Annotated in this window: 15 protein-coding genes; 10 read left to right on the top strand and 5 right to left on the bottom strand. The window is 67.4% G+C overall.

The genetic code is table 11. The features are described 5' to 3' along the window. Positions 1-65: 65 nt before the first annotated feature. The 5 genes from QFZ65_RS15390 to QFZ65_RS15410 all read left to right on the top strand — a co-directional run bounded on the left by QFZ65_RS15390 (position 66) and on the right by QFZ65_RS15410 (position 5879). Entirely contained in the window at positions 66-1262 is a 1197-nt protein-coding gene (locus tag QFZ65_RS15390; RefSeq protein ID WP_306911565.1) for a 5-(carboxyamino)imidazole ribonucleotide synthase, read from the top strand. 80 nt (positions 1263-1342) lie between these two features. Next, positions 1343-1867 carry a 5-(carboxyamino)imidazole ribonucleotide mutase gene (gene purE / locus QFZ65_RS15395; protein WP_306912606.1) on the top strand — a complete coding sequence of 175 codons (525 nt, stop codon included), beginning with the start codon at positions 1343-1345 and terminating at the stop codon, positions 1865-1867. 11 nt (positions 1868-1878) lie between these two features. Next, positions 1879-3510 (top strand): LCP family protein, encoded by a 1632-nt coding sequence (locus QFZ65_RS15400; protein ID WP_306911566.1) that lies wholly within the window; start codon positions 1879-1881, stop codon positions 3508-3510. A gap of 94 nt (positions 3511-3604) precedes the next feature. Further along, complete coding sequence (manA, locus tag QFZ65_RS15405) at positions 3605-4885, top strand: mannose-6-phosphate isomerase, class I (RefSeq protein ID WP_306911567.1); 1281 nt, start codon at positions 3605-3607, stop codon at positions 4883-4885. 4 nt (positions 4886-4889) lie between these two features. After that, positions 4890-5879 carry a peptidoglycan bridge formation glycyltransferase FemA/FemB family protein gene (locus tag QFZ65_RS15410; RefSeq protein WP_306911568.1) on the top strand — a complete coding sequence of 330 codons (990 nt, stop codon included), beginning with the start codon at positions 4890-4892 and terminating at the stop codon, positions 5877-5879. 294 nt (positions 5880-6173) lie between these two features. On the opposite strand, the gene glpX is transcribed toward QFZ65_RS15410, so the two are convergent. After that, positions 6174-7196, bottom strand: coding sequence for a class II fructose-bisphosphatase (gene glpX, locus QFZ65_RS15415; protein ID WP_306911569.1), 1023 nt, complete (start codon positions 7194-7196; stop codon positions 6174-6176). 221 nt (positions 7197-7417) lie between these two features. On the opposite strand from glpX, the gene QFZ65_RS15420 reads away from it, so the two are divergent. The 3 genes from QFZ65_RS15420 to QFZ65_RS15430 all read left to right on the top strand — a co-directional run bounded on the left by QFZ65_RS15420 (position 7418) and on the right by QFZ65_RS15430 (position 10233). Further along, entirely contained in the window at positions 7418-8098 is a 681-nt protein-coding gene (locus QFZ65_RS15420; protein ID WP_306912607.1) for a DUF4245 domain-containing protein, read from the top strand. A 9-nt stretch (positions 8099-8107) separates the two neighbouring features. Then, positions 8108-8722, top strand: a complete 615-nt coding sequence (locus QFZ65_RS15425) for a carbonic anhydrase (protein WP_306911570.1) — start codon at positions 8108-8110, stop codon at positions 8720-8722. Positions 8723-8796: 74 nt separating this feature from the next. Beyond that, positions 8797-10233: a class II fumarate hydratase gene (locus QFZ65_RS15430; protein WP_306911571.1), complete on the top strand. Its 1437-nt coding sequence runs from the start codon at positions 8797-8799 to the stop codon at positions 10231-10233. A 141-nt stretch (positions 10234-10374) separates the two neighbouring features. Here QFZ65_RS15430 and QFZ65_RS15435 read toward each other — a convergent pair whose 3' ends face one another. Continuing rightward, positions 10375-11043, bottom strand: coding sequence for a vWA domain-containing protein (locus QFZ65_RS15435; RefSeq protein WP_306911572.1), 669 nt, complete (start codon positions 11041-11043; stop codon positions 10375-10377). 182 nt (positions 11044-11225) lie between these two features. Here QFZ65_RS15435 and QFZ65_RS15440 point away from each other — a divergent pair, with 182 nt between their 5' ends. Both QFZ65_RS15440 and QFZ65_RS15445 read left to right on the top strand, forming a co-directional pair. Then, the gene (locus QFZ65_RS15440; protein ID WP_306911573.1) at positions 11226-11897 is read left to right on the top strand and encodes a TetR/AcrR family transcriptional regulator; all 672 of its coding nucleotides are present in this window, start codon (positions 11226-11228) and stop codon (positions 11895-11897) included. Next, complete coding sequence (locus tag QFZ65_RS15445; protein WP_306911574.1) at positions 11894-13588, top strand: MDR family MFS transporter; 1695 nt, start codon at positions 11894-11896, stop codon at positions 13586-13588. Before QFZ65_RS15440 ends, QFZ65_RS15445 begins: the two co-directional genes overlap by 4 nt. A gap of 109 nt (positions 13589-13697) precedes the next feature. On the opposite strand, the gene QFZ65_RS15450 is transcribed toward QFZ65_RS15445, so the two are convergent. From QFZ65_RS15450 to QFZ65_RS15460, 3 genes are read right to left on the bottom strand one after another with little or no spacing between them, the layout of a single operon-like run. After that, positions 13698-14510, bottom strand: coding sequence for an alpha/beta fold hydrolase (locus tag QFZ65_RS15450; RefSeq protein ID WP_306911575.1), 813 nt, complete (start codon positions 14508-14510; stop codon positions 13698-13700). Positions 14511-14549: 39 nt separating this feature from the next. Continuing rightward, positions 14550-15020 carry an NUDIX domain-containing protein gene (locus QFZ65_RS15455; protein ID WP_306911576.1) on the bottom strand — a complete coding sequence of 157 codons (471 nt, stop codon included), beginning with the start codon at positions 15018-15020 and terminating at the stop codon, positions 14550-14552. A gap of 58 nt (positions 15021-15078) precedes the next feature. Continuing rightward, a complete protein-coding gene (locus tag QFZ65_RS15460; RefSeq protein WP_306911577.1) occupies positions 15079-15630 on the bottom strand; it encodes an A24 family peptidase in 552 nt (183 codons plus the stop codon). Between the last annotated feature and the right edge of the window lie 42 nt (positions 15631-15672).

The raw sequence follows: 15672 nt of genomic DNA on the forward strand, positions 1-15672 counted from the left end.
CGTCCTGCCCGCCCCGGCCACGGCAGAGTCGGGGTTCGCGCGAGGTTTTCGGTAGGCTGGGACATATGACTTTTCCTGTAATCGGTGTCGTTGGCGGCGGCCAACTGGCCCGCATGATGGCCCCGGCGGCCACCGCCCTGGGCTTCGAGCTCCACGTCCTTGCCGAAGGTGAGGACGTCTCGGCGGTCTCCGCCGTGCCCAACGCCCCGGTCGGTGATTACACCGATCTGGACCACCTCCTGGAGTTCTCCCGGGACGTTGACGTGCTGACCTTCGACCATGAGCATGTGCCCACCGAGCATTTGCGCGCCCTGATCCAGGCCGGCGTCAACGTCCACCCCGGGCCTGACGCGCTGGTCAACGCGCAGGACAAGCTCGTCATGCGCGCCGCCATCGACCGGCTGGAACTGCCCAACCCGCGCTGGGCCGCCGTCGCCGACGTGGCAGAGCTCATCGCCTTCGGCGATGACAACGGCTGGCCCGTGGTCCTGAAGACCCCGCGTGGCGGTTACGACGGCAAGGGCGTGCGGATCATCGACTCCGCCGAGGACGCCGCCGCTGCCTCCGCTTGGTTCGAGGCCATGTCTCCGCTGCTGGCCGAGGCCAAGGTCGAGTTCAGCCGGGAACTCTCCGCGCTCGTAGCCCGGACCCCGGATGGCGAGTCGCGTGCGTGGCCTGTGGTGCACACCGTCCAGGTCGACGGCGTGTGTGATGAAGTGATCGCCCCGGCACTGGACATTCCACTCGAGGTGGCCGCTGCGGCCGAGAGCGCCGCCCTGCGGATCGCCAACGAGCTCGGCGTCACGGGTGTCATGGCCGTGGAACTGTTCGAGACGCCCGGCGTCGGAGCGGGATTCCTGATCAATGAGCTGGCGATGCGCCCGCACAACACCGGTCACTGGACCCAGGATGGCTCGGTCACCAGCCAGTTCGAACAGCACCTGCGCGCAATCCTGAACCTGCCGTTGGGCGCCACGGACGTCCTCGGCCCCGTCGTCGTCATGAAGAACTTCCTCGGCGGCGAGAACCAGGACCTGTTTTCCGCCTATCCGGCAGCCCTGGCCAGCGAACCTGCAGCCAAGGTCCACTGCTACGGCAAGGCGGTTCGGCCGGGCCGGAAGATCGGCCACGTGAACCTCGTTGGAACGTCGACGGCGGAGGTTGAATCGGTCCGGGCCAGGGCCGCCACCGTCGCCAACATCATCCGCAACGGACGGGTACAGGCCAGCACTGCATCAGGACATCCCGAGGAGACAGTATGAGCGCCAGCACCGAGCCGCAGACCGCCCCCGGTGCAACGCAGGATGCACCCAACGACGGCGCTCCTCTCGTGGGCCTCGTCATGGGCTCGGACTCGGACTGGACCGTCATGGAGGCAGCCGCTGAGGCCCTCGCCGAGTTCGGCATCCCGTTCGAGGCCGACGTCGTCTCCGCCCACCGCATGCCCGCCGAAATGATCCGGTACGGGCAGACCGCGCACGAGCGCGGACTGCGCGTCATCATCGCCGGCGCAGGCGGAGCAGCACACCTGCCCGGCATGCTGGCCGCCGTGACGCCGCTCCCCGTCATCGGCGTCCCCGTACCGCTCAAGATGCTCGACGGCATGGACTCCCTGCTGTCCATCGTGCAGATGCCCGCCGGTGTTCCCGTCGCCACGGTGTCCATCGGAGGCGCGCGGAACGCCGGGCTCCTGGCCGTGCGGATCCTGGCGGCGGGCACCGACAGCCTTGCCGTCCAGCTCAGGGCCCGCCTCGTTGAATTCGCCCAGGAACTCAACGACGTCGCCACGGCCAAGGGCGCCAGCCTGCGGCAAAAAGTAAGCGACGTGTTCGCTGACGGAAACGCCGCTCCGCGGGGCAGCCGCTAAGGAACTCCCTGATGACCAACAGTTACCCCCGCGCCTCGCCGAGCGGCCGTTCCGAGCCAGAGGACCGGCAGCAGCCGCGGGCGGATCCCGTCCGGTATCCCTGGGGCGCCGCGGCACCGGTCCTTACCAAGCGCGCGTTCCTGCTGGTCCTCATGACGATGCTGGTTCCCGGCAGCGCCCAGATCGTTGCCGGCAACCGGCGGCTGGGACGGGCCGCCCTGCGCGTCACCCTGGTGGTGTGGGCGCTGGCACTGGTGGCTGTGGTCCTGCTCCTGACGGCGCGCCCGACCCTGATGAACCTCGTCACCAACCCCCTCGGCTCGCTCCTGCTGGTCCTCGGCCTGGCCGCCCTCGCCGTCGGCTGGGCGGTCCTGTTCTACAACACCCTGCGCCTGATCCGGCCCGTCCTGCTCAGGCCGAAGGTGCGTCCCGCCGTTGTCCTGGCCCTGGTGCTGGCAATGGTCCTCGGCAGCGGTTCCCTCGGCTACGCCGCCTACCTGCTCAACGTGGGACGCGACGCCATCGGGAGCATCTTTGCCAACGGCCCCACCATTGAACCGTCCGAAGGGCGGTACAACTTCCTCATGATGGGCGGCGACGCCGGAGCGGACCGCACGGGACGCCGCCCGGACAGCCTCTCCGTCATCAGCGTTGACGCCAAGACGGGCAAGACCGCGATCATCTCGGTGCCGCGGAACCTGCAGAACGCGCAGTTCAGCAAAGAATCCCCCATGGGCCGCATCTACCCCGACGGCTACGACTGCGGCGACGAGTGCCTCATCAACGCCATCAATACCGAGGTCACCAACGAATACCAGAACCTCTACCCCGGGGTGGCGGACCCAGGGGCGCAGGCGACGCTGGAGGCGGTTTCCGGGACCCTGGGCATCAAGGTGCAGGCCTACGTCCTGGTGGACATGGAGGGCTTTTCCAAGCTGATCGACGCGATGGGCGGCATCAGGATCAAGGCCGGCGGCTGGGTCCCCCTGAGCGGCAATATGGTGGACGAGGCCAACGGAATCCACGGCATGCCGCTGGGCTGGATCCCGGCAGGCGACCAGACCCTGGACGGGTACCACGCCCTCTGGTACGGCCGCTCGCGGGAATTCGTGGACGACTACGCCCGCATCCAGCGGCAGCAGTGCGTCCAGCAGGCGATGCTCAAGCAGCTGGATCCGGCAAAGCTGCTGGCAAAGTTCGAGGACATTGCCAAAGCGGGCACCAAAGTGGTGGACTCCAACATTTCGGCGAGCCAGCTCGGCAGCTTCGTGGACCTGGCCATGAAGGCCAAGGGCCAGGACGTCAGCCGGCTGACCATCGGCCCGCCGGACTTCGATGCCTCGTTCTCCACGGTCCCGGACTTCAACGTCATCCACAAACGGGTGGACCAGCTCCTCGCGGCAAAGTCCTCCGCTGCCGCGGACGACAGCATGGTGCCCCAGGCTGCGCCCGGACCGCTCTCCGCCGCGGGCGCGGCGCCTGCCAAGCAGGTGGCGCCACCGCCGTCGGACTTCACCCCGGTGACCACGACGCCGGACGGCAAGCCGATCACCGAAAAGATGCTCAACGACTTCAAGCGCCAGGGCGACGAACAGTCCATCCGCGACCTCGTCGCCACGAACGGCCAGTGCGCGCCGCTCTAGCACCGGGCCGCCGCCGGGCAGCACTTGCCGCCCGAACCGGCGTTCCACCGAAACCGTAACGACCGAACGTTCTTGACGAGATAGGGACCAGGCAGTGTACGAACTTGAGAACGTCCTCCGGCCCTACGCCTGGGGTTCAACGACGGCGATCGCGAAGCTGCTCGGCAGGCCCGCCTCCGGTGGTCCCGAGGCGGAACTGTGGATCGGCGCGCACCCGGACTCCCCGTCCGTGGCGCGCTCGGCTGCGGCTGCGGCGGCCGTGTCCAGCTCCGAGGGCGACGGCCGCCGCCCCCTGGATGACCTGATCGCGGACGACCCGGTGCACCACCTGGGCAATGAGAGCGTTGCCGAGTTCGGACCCCGGCTCCCGTTCCTGATGAAGGTCCTTGCCGCCGAGCGTCCGCTCTCCCTGCAGGTCCACCCCACCCTGGAGCAGGCGCGGGAAGGCTTTGCCCGTGAGGAGGCGGCCGGCGTCGCCCGTGATGCCACCGAGCGCAACTATAAGGACGACAACCACAAGCCCGAAATGATCTTCGCGCTGACGGACTTCGAGGCGCTGTGCGGTTTCCGCCCGGCCGCGGAGTCACGGGCCGTATTCCTGCACCTGGCGGCATGCTTTGACCTTGCGGGGCTGGACCTGCCGCCGCTGGTCCCGGCGCTGTTGGCGGACCTGGCACAGCCGGACGAGCCGGCAGCCCTCCGCGCCGCCTTCGAGCGCCTCATCGCAGGCGGTGAGGACGTCTCGCATGCCACTGCGATGATCGTGGCCGCCCTCATCTCCGGAGCGCCGATGGCGGGGCACGTGGCGGAGCTGACCACCGTCGTGAACCTCAACGCCGAGTACCCCGGAGACCCGGGTGTGTTGATCTCGCTGCTGCTGAACCGGATCTCGCTGGCGCCGGGCGAAGCCGTGTACCTGCCCGCCGGCAACGTGCATGCCTACCTTCGCGGGCTCGGGATCGAGGTGATGGCCTCCTCCGACAACGTGCTCCGCGGCGGGCTGACGCCCAAATTCGTGGACGTCCCGGAGTTGCTCCGGACCGTGGCGTTCGAAGCCGTCGGGGTGCCTATGCTTGAGGCCGAGACCACGATGCTGGACCAGGAGCTCTACCGTCCCCCGTTCCGGGAGTTCCAGCTGCAGCGCGTCGAGCTTCAGCCCGGCCAAGGACCGGTGCCGCTGGCTCAATCCGGCGCCGGAGTGGTCATCGTCGTTGCCGGCACGGTCCTGCTCGACTCCCCCAAAGGCGAACTCCGCCTGGGCCGCGGCGCGAGCGCGTTCCTGCCCGCCGCCGAGGCCCCCGTCAATGTGCACGCCATCTCCGGCGCTGCAGAGACCGCCCTGGCGTTTGCCGTCACCACCGGACTGAAAGCCTGATTACGTGGATTATTTTTTGCAGGGCCCCCACTGGGCCGACTTCCAGCGCGCGCTCGGCCGGACCGTCCATGAACAGTCCGGGCCCGGCTGGAGCTTCCTCGCTGTGGAGGAGTCGAATCCGGCCGGGAAGCTGCTGTACACACCCTACGGTCCGGTGGCGGCGTCGGTTGAGGCATTCGACACCGCCCTGGCGGCCCTGACTGATCTGGCACGCCGGACAGGCGCGGTGTTCGTCCGGATCGAGCCGGTCAGCGCCGGGCTCGCTGTCCCGGCCGCCGCCGGGGAACTGCGCCGCCGCGGCCTGCAGCCCGCGCCGGTGAACCAGCAGCCGGAGCTGAGCTGGATCGTGGACCTGGACCGCGACTTCAAGGAAGTCCTGGCGGACATGAAGCCGGTGAACCGCAACCTGTACCGGAATATCCATAAAAAGGGCGTGACGTTCCGCGCCACCAAGGATCCGGCCGAGATCTCGGTGCTGCTGGAGTTCCTCCACCTGACGGCTGCCCGCAACGGCTTCAAGCCCCAGAGCGATGAATATCTCAGCCAGGTGGCCCGCTCCCTGATGCCGACGGGAGCCGCGACGCTGTTCATTGCCGAACTGGAGGGCAGTCCCATCGCCGCGGCCCTGGCCTACGACTCCACGGACACCCGGACCTACGCTCACGCAGCGCTGGATGACGCCCACCGCAAGCTCAGTGCCGGAATCCCGCTGCTGGTGACGCTGATGGCCGACGCCAAGGAGAAGGGCTTGAAGCACGTGGACCTCTGGGGCGTGGCCCCCGAAGGCCAACCGGACCACAAGTGGGCCGGCTTCACGGCGTTTAAAAAGTCCTTCGGCGGACGCGGCGTCGAGTACCCCGGGACCTGGGACCTGCCGGTGCGGAAGCTTCGCTACGCCGCGTACCAGCTGGCCCGCAAGGCTGCACAGGCAGCGAAGAGGGCCCCCGCCGGGCTTCGCGCCCTGACAGGCAAGCTCAAGTCCATCCGCCGCTGACGGTCCGGGCGCTGACCCGGGCGCGCGGGCGCGGCCACTGGACATGTCCCCCGGCTGCGTCACTCACCAGCGGGCTGACCCGGGCGCGGCCACTGGACATGTCCCCCGCGAGGCCCCGCGAGTGGATTAAATACCACTATGCCCATCCCCCGGCGCGACCACTGGACATGTCCCCCGCTGCGCCCCGCGGCGGAGCCCACGCCGGAGCCCAGACGCAACGAATCCCGGGACGCTGCGTGCGTCCCGGGATCCGGTGTGGTGGTGCTGGTGTGCTGCGGACGGGTCCGGGGCGGCCTAGCTCTTGCGGGCGTAGCCTTCCCACTTGCTGGCCTGGTGCTCGCCGTCCACAAACCGGATGGTGCCGGACTTGGAGCGCATCACGATGGACTGGGTGAGGACCTTGTTCTTGGAGTAGCGCACGCCCTTGAGCAGGTCGCCGTCGGTGATGCCGGTGGCTGCGAAGTAGCAGTTGTCGCTGGAGACGAGGTCGTTGGTCGACAGGACGCGCTCCAGGTCGTGGCCGGCGTCGATCGCCTTCTGCTTTTCCTCGTCGCTGGTGGGCCAGAGGCGGCCCTGGATCACGCCGCCGAGGGACTTGATGGCGCAGGCGGCCACAATGCCTTCCGGCGTGCCGCCGATGCCCATCAGCGCGTCAACGCCGGTACCCGAGCGTGCTGCGGCGATGGCGCCCGCAACGTCACCGTCCATGATGAACTTGGTGCGGGCCCCGGCTTCGCGGATCTCCTCAACGAGCGGACGGTGCCGGTCGCGGTCCAGGATCATCACGTTGAGCTGGTTGACCTTGACGCCCTTGGCCTTGGCAATGAGGTGCAGGTTCTGCTTGACCGGCAGGCGCAGGTCCACCATGTCGGCGGCTTCCGGGCCGGTCACCAGCTTTTCCATGTAGAACACGGCGGAGGGGTCGAACATGGAGCCGCGTTCGGCCACGGCCAGCACCGCAAGCGCGTTGTTGATGCCCAGGGCGGTCAGCCGGGTTCCGTCGATCGGGTCGACGGCGACATCGCACTCCGGACCGGTCCCGTCGCCGACCCGTTCGCCGTTGAACAGCATCGGCGCCTCGTCCTTTTCGCCTTCACCGATAACCACGACGCCGTTGAAGTGGACGGTCTGGAGGAAGGAGCGCATGGCGTCGACGGCGGCGCCGTCGGCCTTGTTCTTGTCTCCGAAGCCGACCCAGTGGCCGCCGGCGATGGCCGCGGCCTCGGTGACGCGGACCAGTTCCAGTGCAAGGTTGCGGTCAGGCTCGTCGGTCCCGACGGCGAGAGACGGGGAAAGCGTGGAATACTTCTGGGTCATTGGCGCAGGTGTCACGTGAACCTCTTCTTCGAGTGGCGATCATTGAACCCGGACGGCCCAGGTCGATCCGTCGCGGTGATTCGTCTGTAACCGATCATAGTCTCGCCGACGAAGCTACGTCTCGGCATGACGACCATATGAAACACGCCACCGGATCCGGTGCCCGGGACCGTGGATGTGAGAACGGCTCCGAAATGCGCAACTATAGAGGGGTGAGTGAAATGCAGGATACGTCCGCCTCGGCCCCAGCAACCCCCGCCGGCGGAGCCCCGCAAGGTGCCGCCGGGGCGTCCGCCCAGCCACCCGTCAAGCCCGTCATCGCGCCGGGTGCGGCGAAACGGGCGAACGCGTCGGTGATCGGGATGATCATTGCTCTGGCCCTGAGCATCGGGACGTTCCTTCCGATTGTGCTGATGAACCCCTCGCCGAAAAGCGACGGTTACCGGCCCGATGTCAACGTCAGCGCCATTGCAGGCAACGCCGCTGGTGTGGCGGGATTCACACCGGTGGCCCCGCTCACAGGCGACACATTCCGTCCTAATTACGCCCGCTGGGAGTCCGGCACGGGCAGCGGTGTCGCTACCTGGGAGGTCGGCTACATCACTCCGAAGGAGTCCTTCATCGGTCTGGTGCAGACCCGCCAGTCCAACCCCACCTGGCTGGTGCAACAGGTCAAGAACGCGCCGGTGACCGGTACCCGGAACGCCGGCGGGCAGGACTGGGAGCTCCGGGACTCGGGCAAGGGCGAGAAGAGCATGGTGCTGGTCCACCGCGGCACCACCGTCATCCTCAGCGGCACCGCGCAGCTCGACGAGTTCAGCCTGCTGGCCGCCGCCGTCGTGAAGACCCTGGACAGCAACCCGGAGGCAACAGTTTCACATTCGGCCACCCCCTCCCCGTAAAGTAGCCACGTGGCTACTTATCTGACTCCTGCACTTGCCTGGCGCCGACTTCGAGAAGGAAACGAACGCTTCGTTTCCGGCACCTCCTCCCACCCGAACCAGGACGCGTCACGCCGGTCCTCGCTGGTGGAGAACCAGCACCCCTTCGCCGTCATTTTCGGCTGCTCCGACTCCCGGCTGGCGGCCGAAATCATCTTCGACCTGGGCCTGGGCGACGCCTTTGTGGTCCGCACCGCCGGCCATGTGCTCGATGACGCCGTTCTCGGCTCGCTGGAGTACAGCGTCAGCGTCCTGGGCGTGCCGCTGATCGTGGTCCTGGGCCATGACCGCTGCGGCGCCGTCACCGCGACGAAAACGGCGGTCGAGACAGGTCAGATGCCGGTCGGCTTCATGCGCAGCCTGGTGGAGCGGATCACCCCGGCGGTGCTGACCTCCCGGCGGAACAACCAGGACAGCATCAACGAGATGGTGGTCGAAAACGTCAAGCAGGCGTCACGGCACCTCGTGGACAGCTCACGGGTGATCACGGCGGCAGTGGAGGGCGGCCAGGCCTCGGTGATCGGGCTGGCCTACAGCCTGGCCGACGGCAGGGCCGATCTCGTTTCCTCGATTGGGGAACTCTAGGGCTTGCATCGGGCCGGCTGCTCCAACCGGTTCACGGTTTTCGGTGCAGCGCCTTCGCCCAATAAGCTAGCTCCATGACTTCCACTGAAGAGTTGAACACCGAAGAGTTCCGCATTGAACACGACACGATGGGCGAAGTCCGCGTCCCCGTGAACGCCCTGTACCGCGCCCAGACGCAGCGCGCGGTGGAGAACTTCCCGATCTCTGGCAAGACCCTGGAGCGTGCCCACATCGAGGCCCTCGCCCGGGTCAAGAAGGCTGCCGCGCAGGCCAACGCAGAACTGGGAGTGCTCGACGGCGAGCTGGCCCAGGCGATCGCCGACGCTGCCGATGAGGTTGCTGCCGGGAAGTACGACGGCGACTTCCCCATCGACGTCTTCCAGACCGGTTCCGGCACGTCCTCCAACATGAACACGAACGAGGTGCTCGCCGAGCTCGCCTCCCGCGCCCTCAAGGCCGCCGGCAGCGACAAGGTGGTCCACCCGAACGACCACGTCAACGCCTCGCAGTCCTCCAACGACGTCTTCCCGACGTCGGTCCACGTGGCCGCGACCTCCGCGCTGATCAACGACCTGATCCCGGCGCTGGACTACCTGGCCAAGTCCCTGGAGCGCAAGGCAGCCGAGTTCAAGGACGTCGTGAAGTCCGGGCGCACCCACCTGATGGACGCCACCCCCGTCACCCTCGGACAGGAGTTCGGCGGTTACGCCGCCCAGGTCCGCTACGGCATCGAGCGCATCAACGCCTCCCTCCCCCGGGTTGCCGAAGTTCCGCTCGGCGGCACGGCCGTGGGCACCGGTATCAACACCCCCGCCGGTTTCCCGGAGCGCGTCATCGAACTGCTGGCAACGGACACCGGCCTGCCGCTGACCGAGGCCCGCGACCACTTCGAGGCCCAGGCCAACCGCGACGGCCTGATCGAGGCGTCCAGCCAGCTGCGCAACATCGCCATCTCCTTCATGAAGATCAACAACGACCTCCGCTGGATGGGTTCCGGACCCAACACCGGCCTTGGCGAAATCGCCATCCCCGACCTGCAGCCGGGCTCCTCGATCATGCCCGGCAAGGTCAACCCGGTCATCTGCGAGGCGTCGATCATGGTGGCCGCACAGGTCATCGGCAACGACACCGCCATCGCCTGGTCCGGCACCAACGGTGCGTTCGAGCTGAACGTCGGCATTCCCGTCATGGCCGCCAACCTGCTCGAATCCATCCGCCTGCTGGCCAACACCAGCCGCGTCATGGCCGACAAGATGATCGACGGCATCACCGCCAACGTGGAACGCGCCCGCTTCCTGGCTGAGGCTTCCCCGTCCATCGTTACCCCGCTGAACAAGTTCATCGGGTACGAAAACGCCGCCAAGATCACCAAGAAGGCGGTGGCCGAGGGGCTCACCATCCGCGAGACAGTCGTGGCCATGGGCTTCCTGGAGCGCGGCGAACTGACCGAGGAACAGCTGGACACCGCCCTGGACGTCATGTCCATGACGCGTCCCCCGCACAAGGCCTAGTCACCCGAAGGCCCGGCATCCCGGGCGCCGACTGCGCCCGTTCACCAAGGCTCAAACCAAGTCCGACGACGGCCGGCACCCTATTGCAGGGTGCCGGCCGTCGTCGTCCGTTGCGACGGCACCGCCCGGCATTGTCTGTGGCTAGGTCCGGGGCGGCTTTCCCCGGGCGGAACGCCGCTCTTCCGCGGTGTAGGCGGCCGCGGCCGCGGCATCCGCCATGCTGGCGCCGCCAATCCGTGCTTCCCTTAGCCGGCGCGTCTTGGCCGACTGGACCGAAAAGGCAGCGTCCACGTTGCCCACGGCATACGTCAACGCGTCCTCCGCCCGGATCCCCAGGCCGCCGGCCGTCAGCACGGCGTCCTGGTTGGCGCCCAAGTACGTGAACTGCCACCCCCACTGTTTCTGCTGCCGTTCGACGAGTGCCTTGACCATGGCTCCCGACGCCTCCCGCGAGGAGTTCTCCTGGCCGTCGGTCAGAACGGTGACGAGGACCGTGCCCGGGCGCTGGTCTTCCGGCAGCGACGCCAGCTCGGTGCCGGCATCCCCGATGAGCCGCACCATGGCGTCGTGCAGGGCGGTGCTGCCGCGCGGGTGCAGTTCCAGGGCAGGCACACCCTGGATGTCCACGGCGTCGTAGACCCGCTCATAGCTGTCGTCGAACTGGGCGAGGGAGAGCCGGCAGCGGCCGGTCACAGACTGCTGATCGCGGACGAAGGCAGCGAAACCGCCCACGGTGTCGTCCGCGATGGCACTCATGGACCCCGACCGGTCCAGGAGGACGTAGACGTGGGTAAGGGCAGAATCTGTCATGCTTCCCCATTTCCGGCCCGGCAATCCGGGCCAACTTCGCCAGCGGATGCTGGACAGGAGCAGGCTATGACCGGGCACCGACAATAAACCCAGCACCCCAGCCGTGCGATGGGCGCAGCGGCTCAAAGCCGGTCGCCGTCGCTGTTTTGCACTAATTCCGATTCAGTGCAAAACTTCACTATGTGACAAACAGTGCAAATATCAGCGGCGGGCTCCGGGAGCGCAAGCGTGCCGCTACCCGCGCGGCCATCACCGCCATCGCCCGGTCACTGACCTCCGAGCACGGCCTCAACGGCTATACCGTCGAGGAAGTCTGCGAACGGGCGGGCATCTCCCGCCGGACCTTCTTCAACTACTTCCCCACAAAGGAAGACGCGATCATCGGGCACGTCGACGACGATTTTCCGGAAGAGTTCGTCAGCCGCTTCATCGCCGGGGGCGCAGGCTCGCCGGCCGGCGTCATTTCCGCCTCAATGCTCTCCGACCTCGTCAAGGTCTCCCTGGAGCTTTCCGAGCGGATGACCTCCTCCGAGGAAGAAACGCGCCAGCTGATCGGCGTCATCCAAAAAGAACCGCAGCTCATGCTACGGATCATCGGCGCCTCGGAAGAACGCGAGGCCGAGTTCGCTCGGATGCTCGCGGCCCGGGAAGGCGTCCCTGACGACCACCCTGTGGTGCGGATGGCGGTGTCCCTCTTCGGCAGCATCGCTCGGCGGACCAGTGCCGACTACTTCTCCGCGGGCAACACCCGCCCCTACAGGGAGATGCTGCTGGAGAACGTCGAAGCCGCCCGGACCCTGTTTTCCCAGACCCTAGACATCCTGCCGTCCCACCCCACCGAAGGATCCCCATGAGCACCGCCGCCAGTCCCAACGCAGCAGCCGGGCCGCTGCTGCTGACCCAGAAACGCATCTGGATCATCTTTTCCGCCCTGATCGCCGGCATGCTGCTCTCCAGCCTGGACCAGACCATCGTGTCCACCGCCATGCCCACCATCGTCGGCAAGCTCGGCGGCGTCGAGCACCAGGCATGGATCACCACCGCATACCTGCTGGCCACCACCATCGTGATGCCGATCTACGGCAAGTTCGGCGACATCCTGGGCCGACGGAACCTGTTCCTCGTCGCCATCGCACTGTTCACGCTCGCCTCCGTGGGGTGCGCCTTCGCCACCGACTTCTGGGGCTTCGTGATCTTCCGCGCCATCCAGGGCCTGGGCGGGGGCGGCCTGATGATCCTGTCCCAGGCCATCATCGCCGACATCGTTCCGGCCAAGGAACGCGGCAAGTACATGGGCCCGCTCGGCGCCATCTTCGGCCTCTCCGCCGTCGCCGGCCCCCTCCTAGGCGGCTACTTCGTGGACCACCTGACCTGGGAATGGGCCTTCTACATCAACATTCCGATCGGCATCGCCGCATTCACCATCGCCTGGTTCACCCTGACCCTGCCGAACAAGAAAGCCGAGAAGCGGATCGACATCCTCGGCGTGCTGCTTCTCTCCGCGGCCACCACGTGCCTGATCTTCTTCACCGATTTCGGCGGCAAGAAGGACGAAGGCTGGGATTCGCCGCTGACGTGGGCATTCGGCGCCGGCCTGGTTGTGGCAGCCGCCGCCTTCGTGATGGTGGAACGCCGGGCGGAAGATCCGATCATCCCCCTGAGCCTGTTCAAGAACCGCATCTTCGTAAACTCCACCGCCATCGGCTTCACCCTCGGGCTGGGCATGTTTGCCGCCATCGCGTTCGTTCCCACCTTCCTGCAGATGTCTTCCGGGACCTCGGCCGCCGAATCAGGACTGCTGATGCTGCCGATGATGGTGGGCCTCATGGGCACCGCCATCTTTTCCGGCATCCGGATCTCCAAGACCGGCAAGTATAAGCTGTTCCCCATCGTGGGCGCCGCCCTCACCATGGGCGCCATGCTGTGGCTGACCACTCTGACGGCGGACACCCCGATCTGGGTCATCTGCGTCCAGCTGTTCGTGTTCGGCGCCGGTCTGGGGTCGATCATGCAGGTCATCGTCCTGGTGGTGCAGAACTCCGTCCCGGCGGACCAGATCGGAACCGCCACGAGCACCAACAACTACTTCCGTGAAGTCGGGGCATCCCTGGGCGTGGCTGTCTTCGGATCCATCTTCACGTCCCGGTTGTCCGAGTCCCTCGGCAAGGCCTTCACCGGCGCAGGCGCCTCCGCCGAGCAGGCCTCGCAGTCCACCCGCACTTTGGACCCGCAGGCCCTGAGCCAACTGCCGGACCAGCTCAAGGATGCGATCGTCAATGCCTACGCCGATTCGCTGGCCCCGGTGTTCTGGTACCTGCTGCCCTTCCTCGGCATTGCCCTGGTCCTCGCCCTCACCCTGAAGCAGATTCCGCTTTCGGACACCGCCGGCATGGTGGCCCGTGGCGAGGCCGTGGGCGGCGAGGAGGCCGAGCGCCTCGAGGCCGAACGCCGCGCCGGTGCGTCCGCTGCGGACTCTGCCACCGTTGCCGGTGCCGACGCTCCGGCGTCCACGGACGACGACGAGCTCATCACCCAGCGCCGCTAAGCGCCGTCGACAGGGGGCACCGTCAACGCCTCAGGGACGCCGCAACCTGTTGGGTTGCGGCGTCCTCGCGTTGATGCCGGTGGTGTTTCGCCCGCCGCGGGGACCGGTGTTACGCCGTCGTCGACTCACGAACGCGCGCGAGCCATTCGGAAACAAGGGCCTGCACGAGGTCGGGCTGCTCGTGCAGCAGAGCGTGGCCGGCGCGGTCGAGCACGGCCAAGGTGGCGCGAGGGTAGTGCTCGAGCAGGTCCGACGGGCCCTCGTGCCCTGCGGTGGCATCCTGGCGTCCGGCAAGAACCAAGACGGGATGAGGATAGGCAGGTGCGGTTTCCGGCCGATCCCGCAGCTTCCAGTTCGAGAAGATCCGCGCTAGACCCGCCTCGTCAACGAGCGACGTCGCGGGAGCCACATACTGCTGGAACCGGCGCAGAGTTTCGGTCGACTGGATAACGAAGTAGCTCCGGTACGCGGCCTCGAGATCCGGGTCCAGTTCCCCGGCAAGATCGGCCGACGACACCAGGACCTCGTGCGCAGGGAGGTCCTGCGTATGCGCGCCGACCGGGCAGATGAGCGCCAGCCCCACAGCGCGGTCCGGTCTCAGCTGGGCAATCGCCCGAGCCAGGTACCCGCCGTAAGACTGGCCCATGACGAGAAACGGTTCATCACCTACGGCCGTGTCGATGAAGCCGAGGAGAATGTCCAGGACGTCGTCGTTGCTCCTGACCGTCCCGGGCGCCGGAGTGCGGCCCATCCCCGGCAGGTCCGGATAAAGCCGCCGAAAGCCGGGCACGCTGCTGAAAATCGGTTCAAGAGCGCCGGCAATCTCGCGGTGATCCACACCGGCCCCGTGGAGCGCGAGCACCGGCGTGCCGCTGCCGTACTCGGCATAATGCACCGGCACTTCGTTGACCGTGGCTTCCATCCAGACAGTGTAAAAGGCGTGGCCACCCGCGTGGATGGGTCAGCGCTGGAAGTACGCGGCGCCGTCCGCTTCACCGGCCCGTTCGATGCCCTCCAGATGCCCGGGGATGAGTTCCGGGAAGTCCTCCGGCCGGAACCACCCGACGGCGAGGGACTCGTCGTCGTTCACGCGCGCCTCGCCCGAAACGTACCGGCAGCGAAACACCAGCGTCAGGAACTGGCAGACGTCCCCGTTCGGATACGTCACGTGGCCGGACCCATCCACCGCCACGAGGCGTTCGGCTACCGCCACTACACCCGTCTCCTCGAGGATCTCCCGCTCCAGGCCCTGGGCAGGCTCCTCCCCCGGTTCGAGGATGCCGGCGATCAGGCCCCAACGCCCGTTATCGGCGCGCTGGCCGAGCAGCACGCGGCCGGCATCGTCGAACACGACACCCCGGACAGCCGGGATCCAGAGCATGTCGTGCCCGATTGTTTCGCGCAGCTTCACAATGAAGTCAGGGGTTGCCATCCCGTCAGCTTAACCGGCGTTTACGGGGCCGGGACGGGACGGCGCCCCGGGACGCGTGTCACGACGGCAGGAGCATCGCGGCAACCGTTCCGGCGAGCATGAACGGCCCGAACGGGATACTGGTTTTCAGGGTGCCGCGCCGCGAGACCAGCAGGCCCAGGCTCCACAGTCCGCCGAAGAGGAACGCGGCAAAGGTCCCGGCCAGGACATGCTGCCAGCCGAGGAACCCCAGGTACATGCCGAGGACCCCGGCGAGCTTCACGTCCCCGAAGCCCATCCCGGGCGGATAAAGGGCCCGGAGCAGAAAGTAGAAAAGCCACAGCGCTGCACCGCCGGCAACGACGCGCAGACCCGGCCCGCCGAACAAGACCGCGCCGCCCCCAGACCCGGAAACCGTTGCGGGGGCTCCGGCGCCGGCCGCCACCGCGCCCAGCAGCAGCACTCCGGCCACCGCATAGGACGGGAGGACGATCCGGTCCGGCAGCCGGTGGTGCCGGACGTCAATCACTGTGAGCCGCACCGCCACCACCGCAAAGTACGCACAGGCCAGCAGCACCAGCCAGGAGGCCAGGGGCGCCACTTCGCCCAGCTCGCGGAGTCGTTGGATCACCCTCGGATGCTACTGGATATTCCCCGGAACGTGGCCTGGCCT

Source organism: Arthrobacter sp. B3I9, assembly GCF_030816935.1.
Taxonomy (GTDB): domain Bacteria; phylum Actinomycetota; class Actinomycetes; order Actinomycetales; family Micrococcaceae; genus Arthrobacter.

Bases quoted from the DNA above. Each gene is read 5' to 3' on its own strand.
- QFZ65_RS15390 (WP_306911565.1), top strand. From the start codon at position 66: ATGACTTTTCCTGTAATCGGTGTCGTTGGCGGCGGCCAACTGGCCCGC.
- purE (WP_306912606.1), top strand. From the start codon at position 1,343: ATGGGCTCGGACTCGGACTGGACCGTCATGGAGGCAGCCGCTGAGGCC.
- QFZ65_RS15400 (WP_306911566.1), top strand. From the start codon at position 1,879: ATGACCAACAGTTACCCCCGCGCCTCGCCGAGCGGCCGTTCCGAGCCA.
- glpX (WP_306911569.1), bottom strand. From the start codon at position 7,196: ATGACCCAGAAGTATTCCACGCTTTCCCCGTCTCTCGCCGTCGGGACC.
- QFZ65_RS15420 (WP_306912607.1), top strand. From the start codon at position 7,418: ATGCAGGATACGTCCGCCTCGGCCCCAGCAACCCCCGCCGGCGGAGCC.
- QFZ65_RS15430 (WP_306911571.1), top strand. From the start codon at position 8,797: ATGACTTCCACTGAAGAGTTGAACACCGAAGAGTTCCGCATTGAACAC.
- QFZ65_RS15435 (WP_306911572.1), bottom strand. From the start codon at position 11,043: ATGACAGATTCTGCCCTTACCCACGTCTACGTCCTCCTGGACCGGTCG.
- QFZ65_RS15445 (WP_306911574.1), top strand. From the start codon at position 11,894: ATGAGCACCGCCGCCAGTCCCAACGCAGCAGCCGGGCCGCTGCTGCTG.
- QFZ65_RS15450 (WP_306911575.1), bottom strand. From the start codon at position 14,510: ATGGAAGCCACGGTCAACGAAGTGCCGGTGCATTATGCCGAGTACGGC.
- QFZ65_RS15455 (WP_306911576.1), bottom strand. From the start codon at position 15,020: ATGGCAACCCCTGACTTCATTGTGAAGCTGCGCGAAACAATCGGGCAC.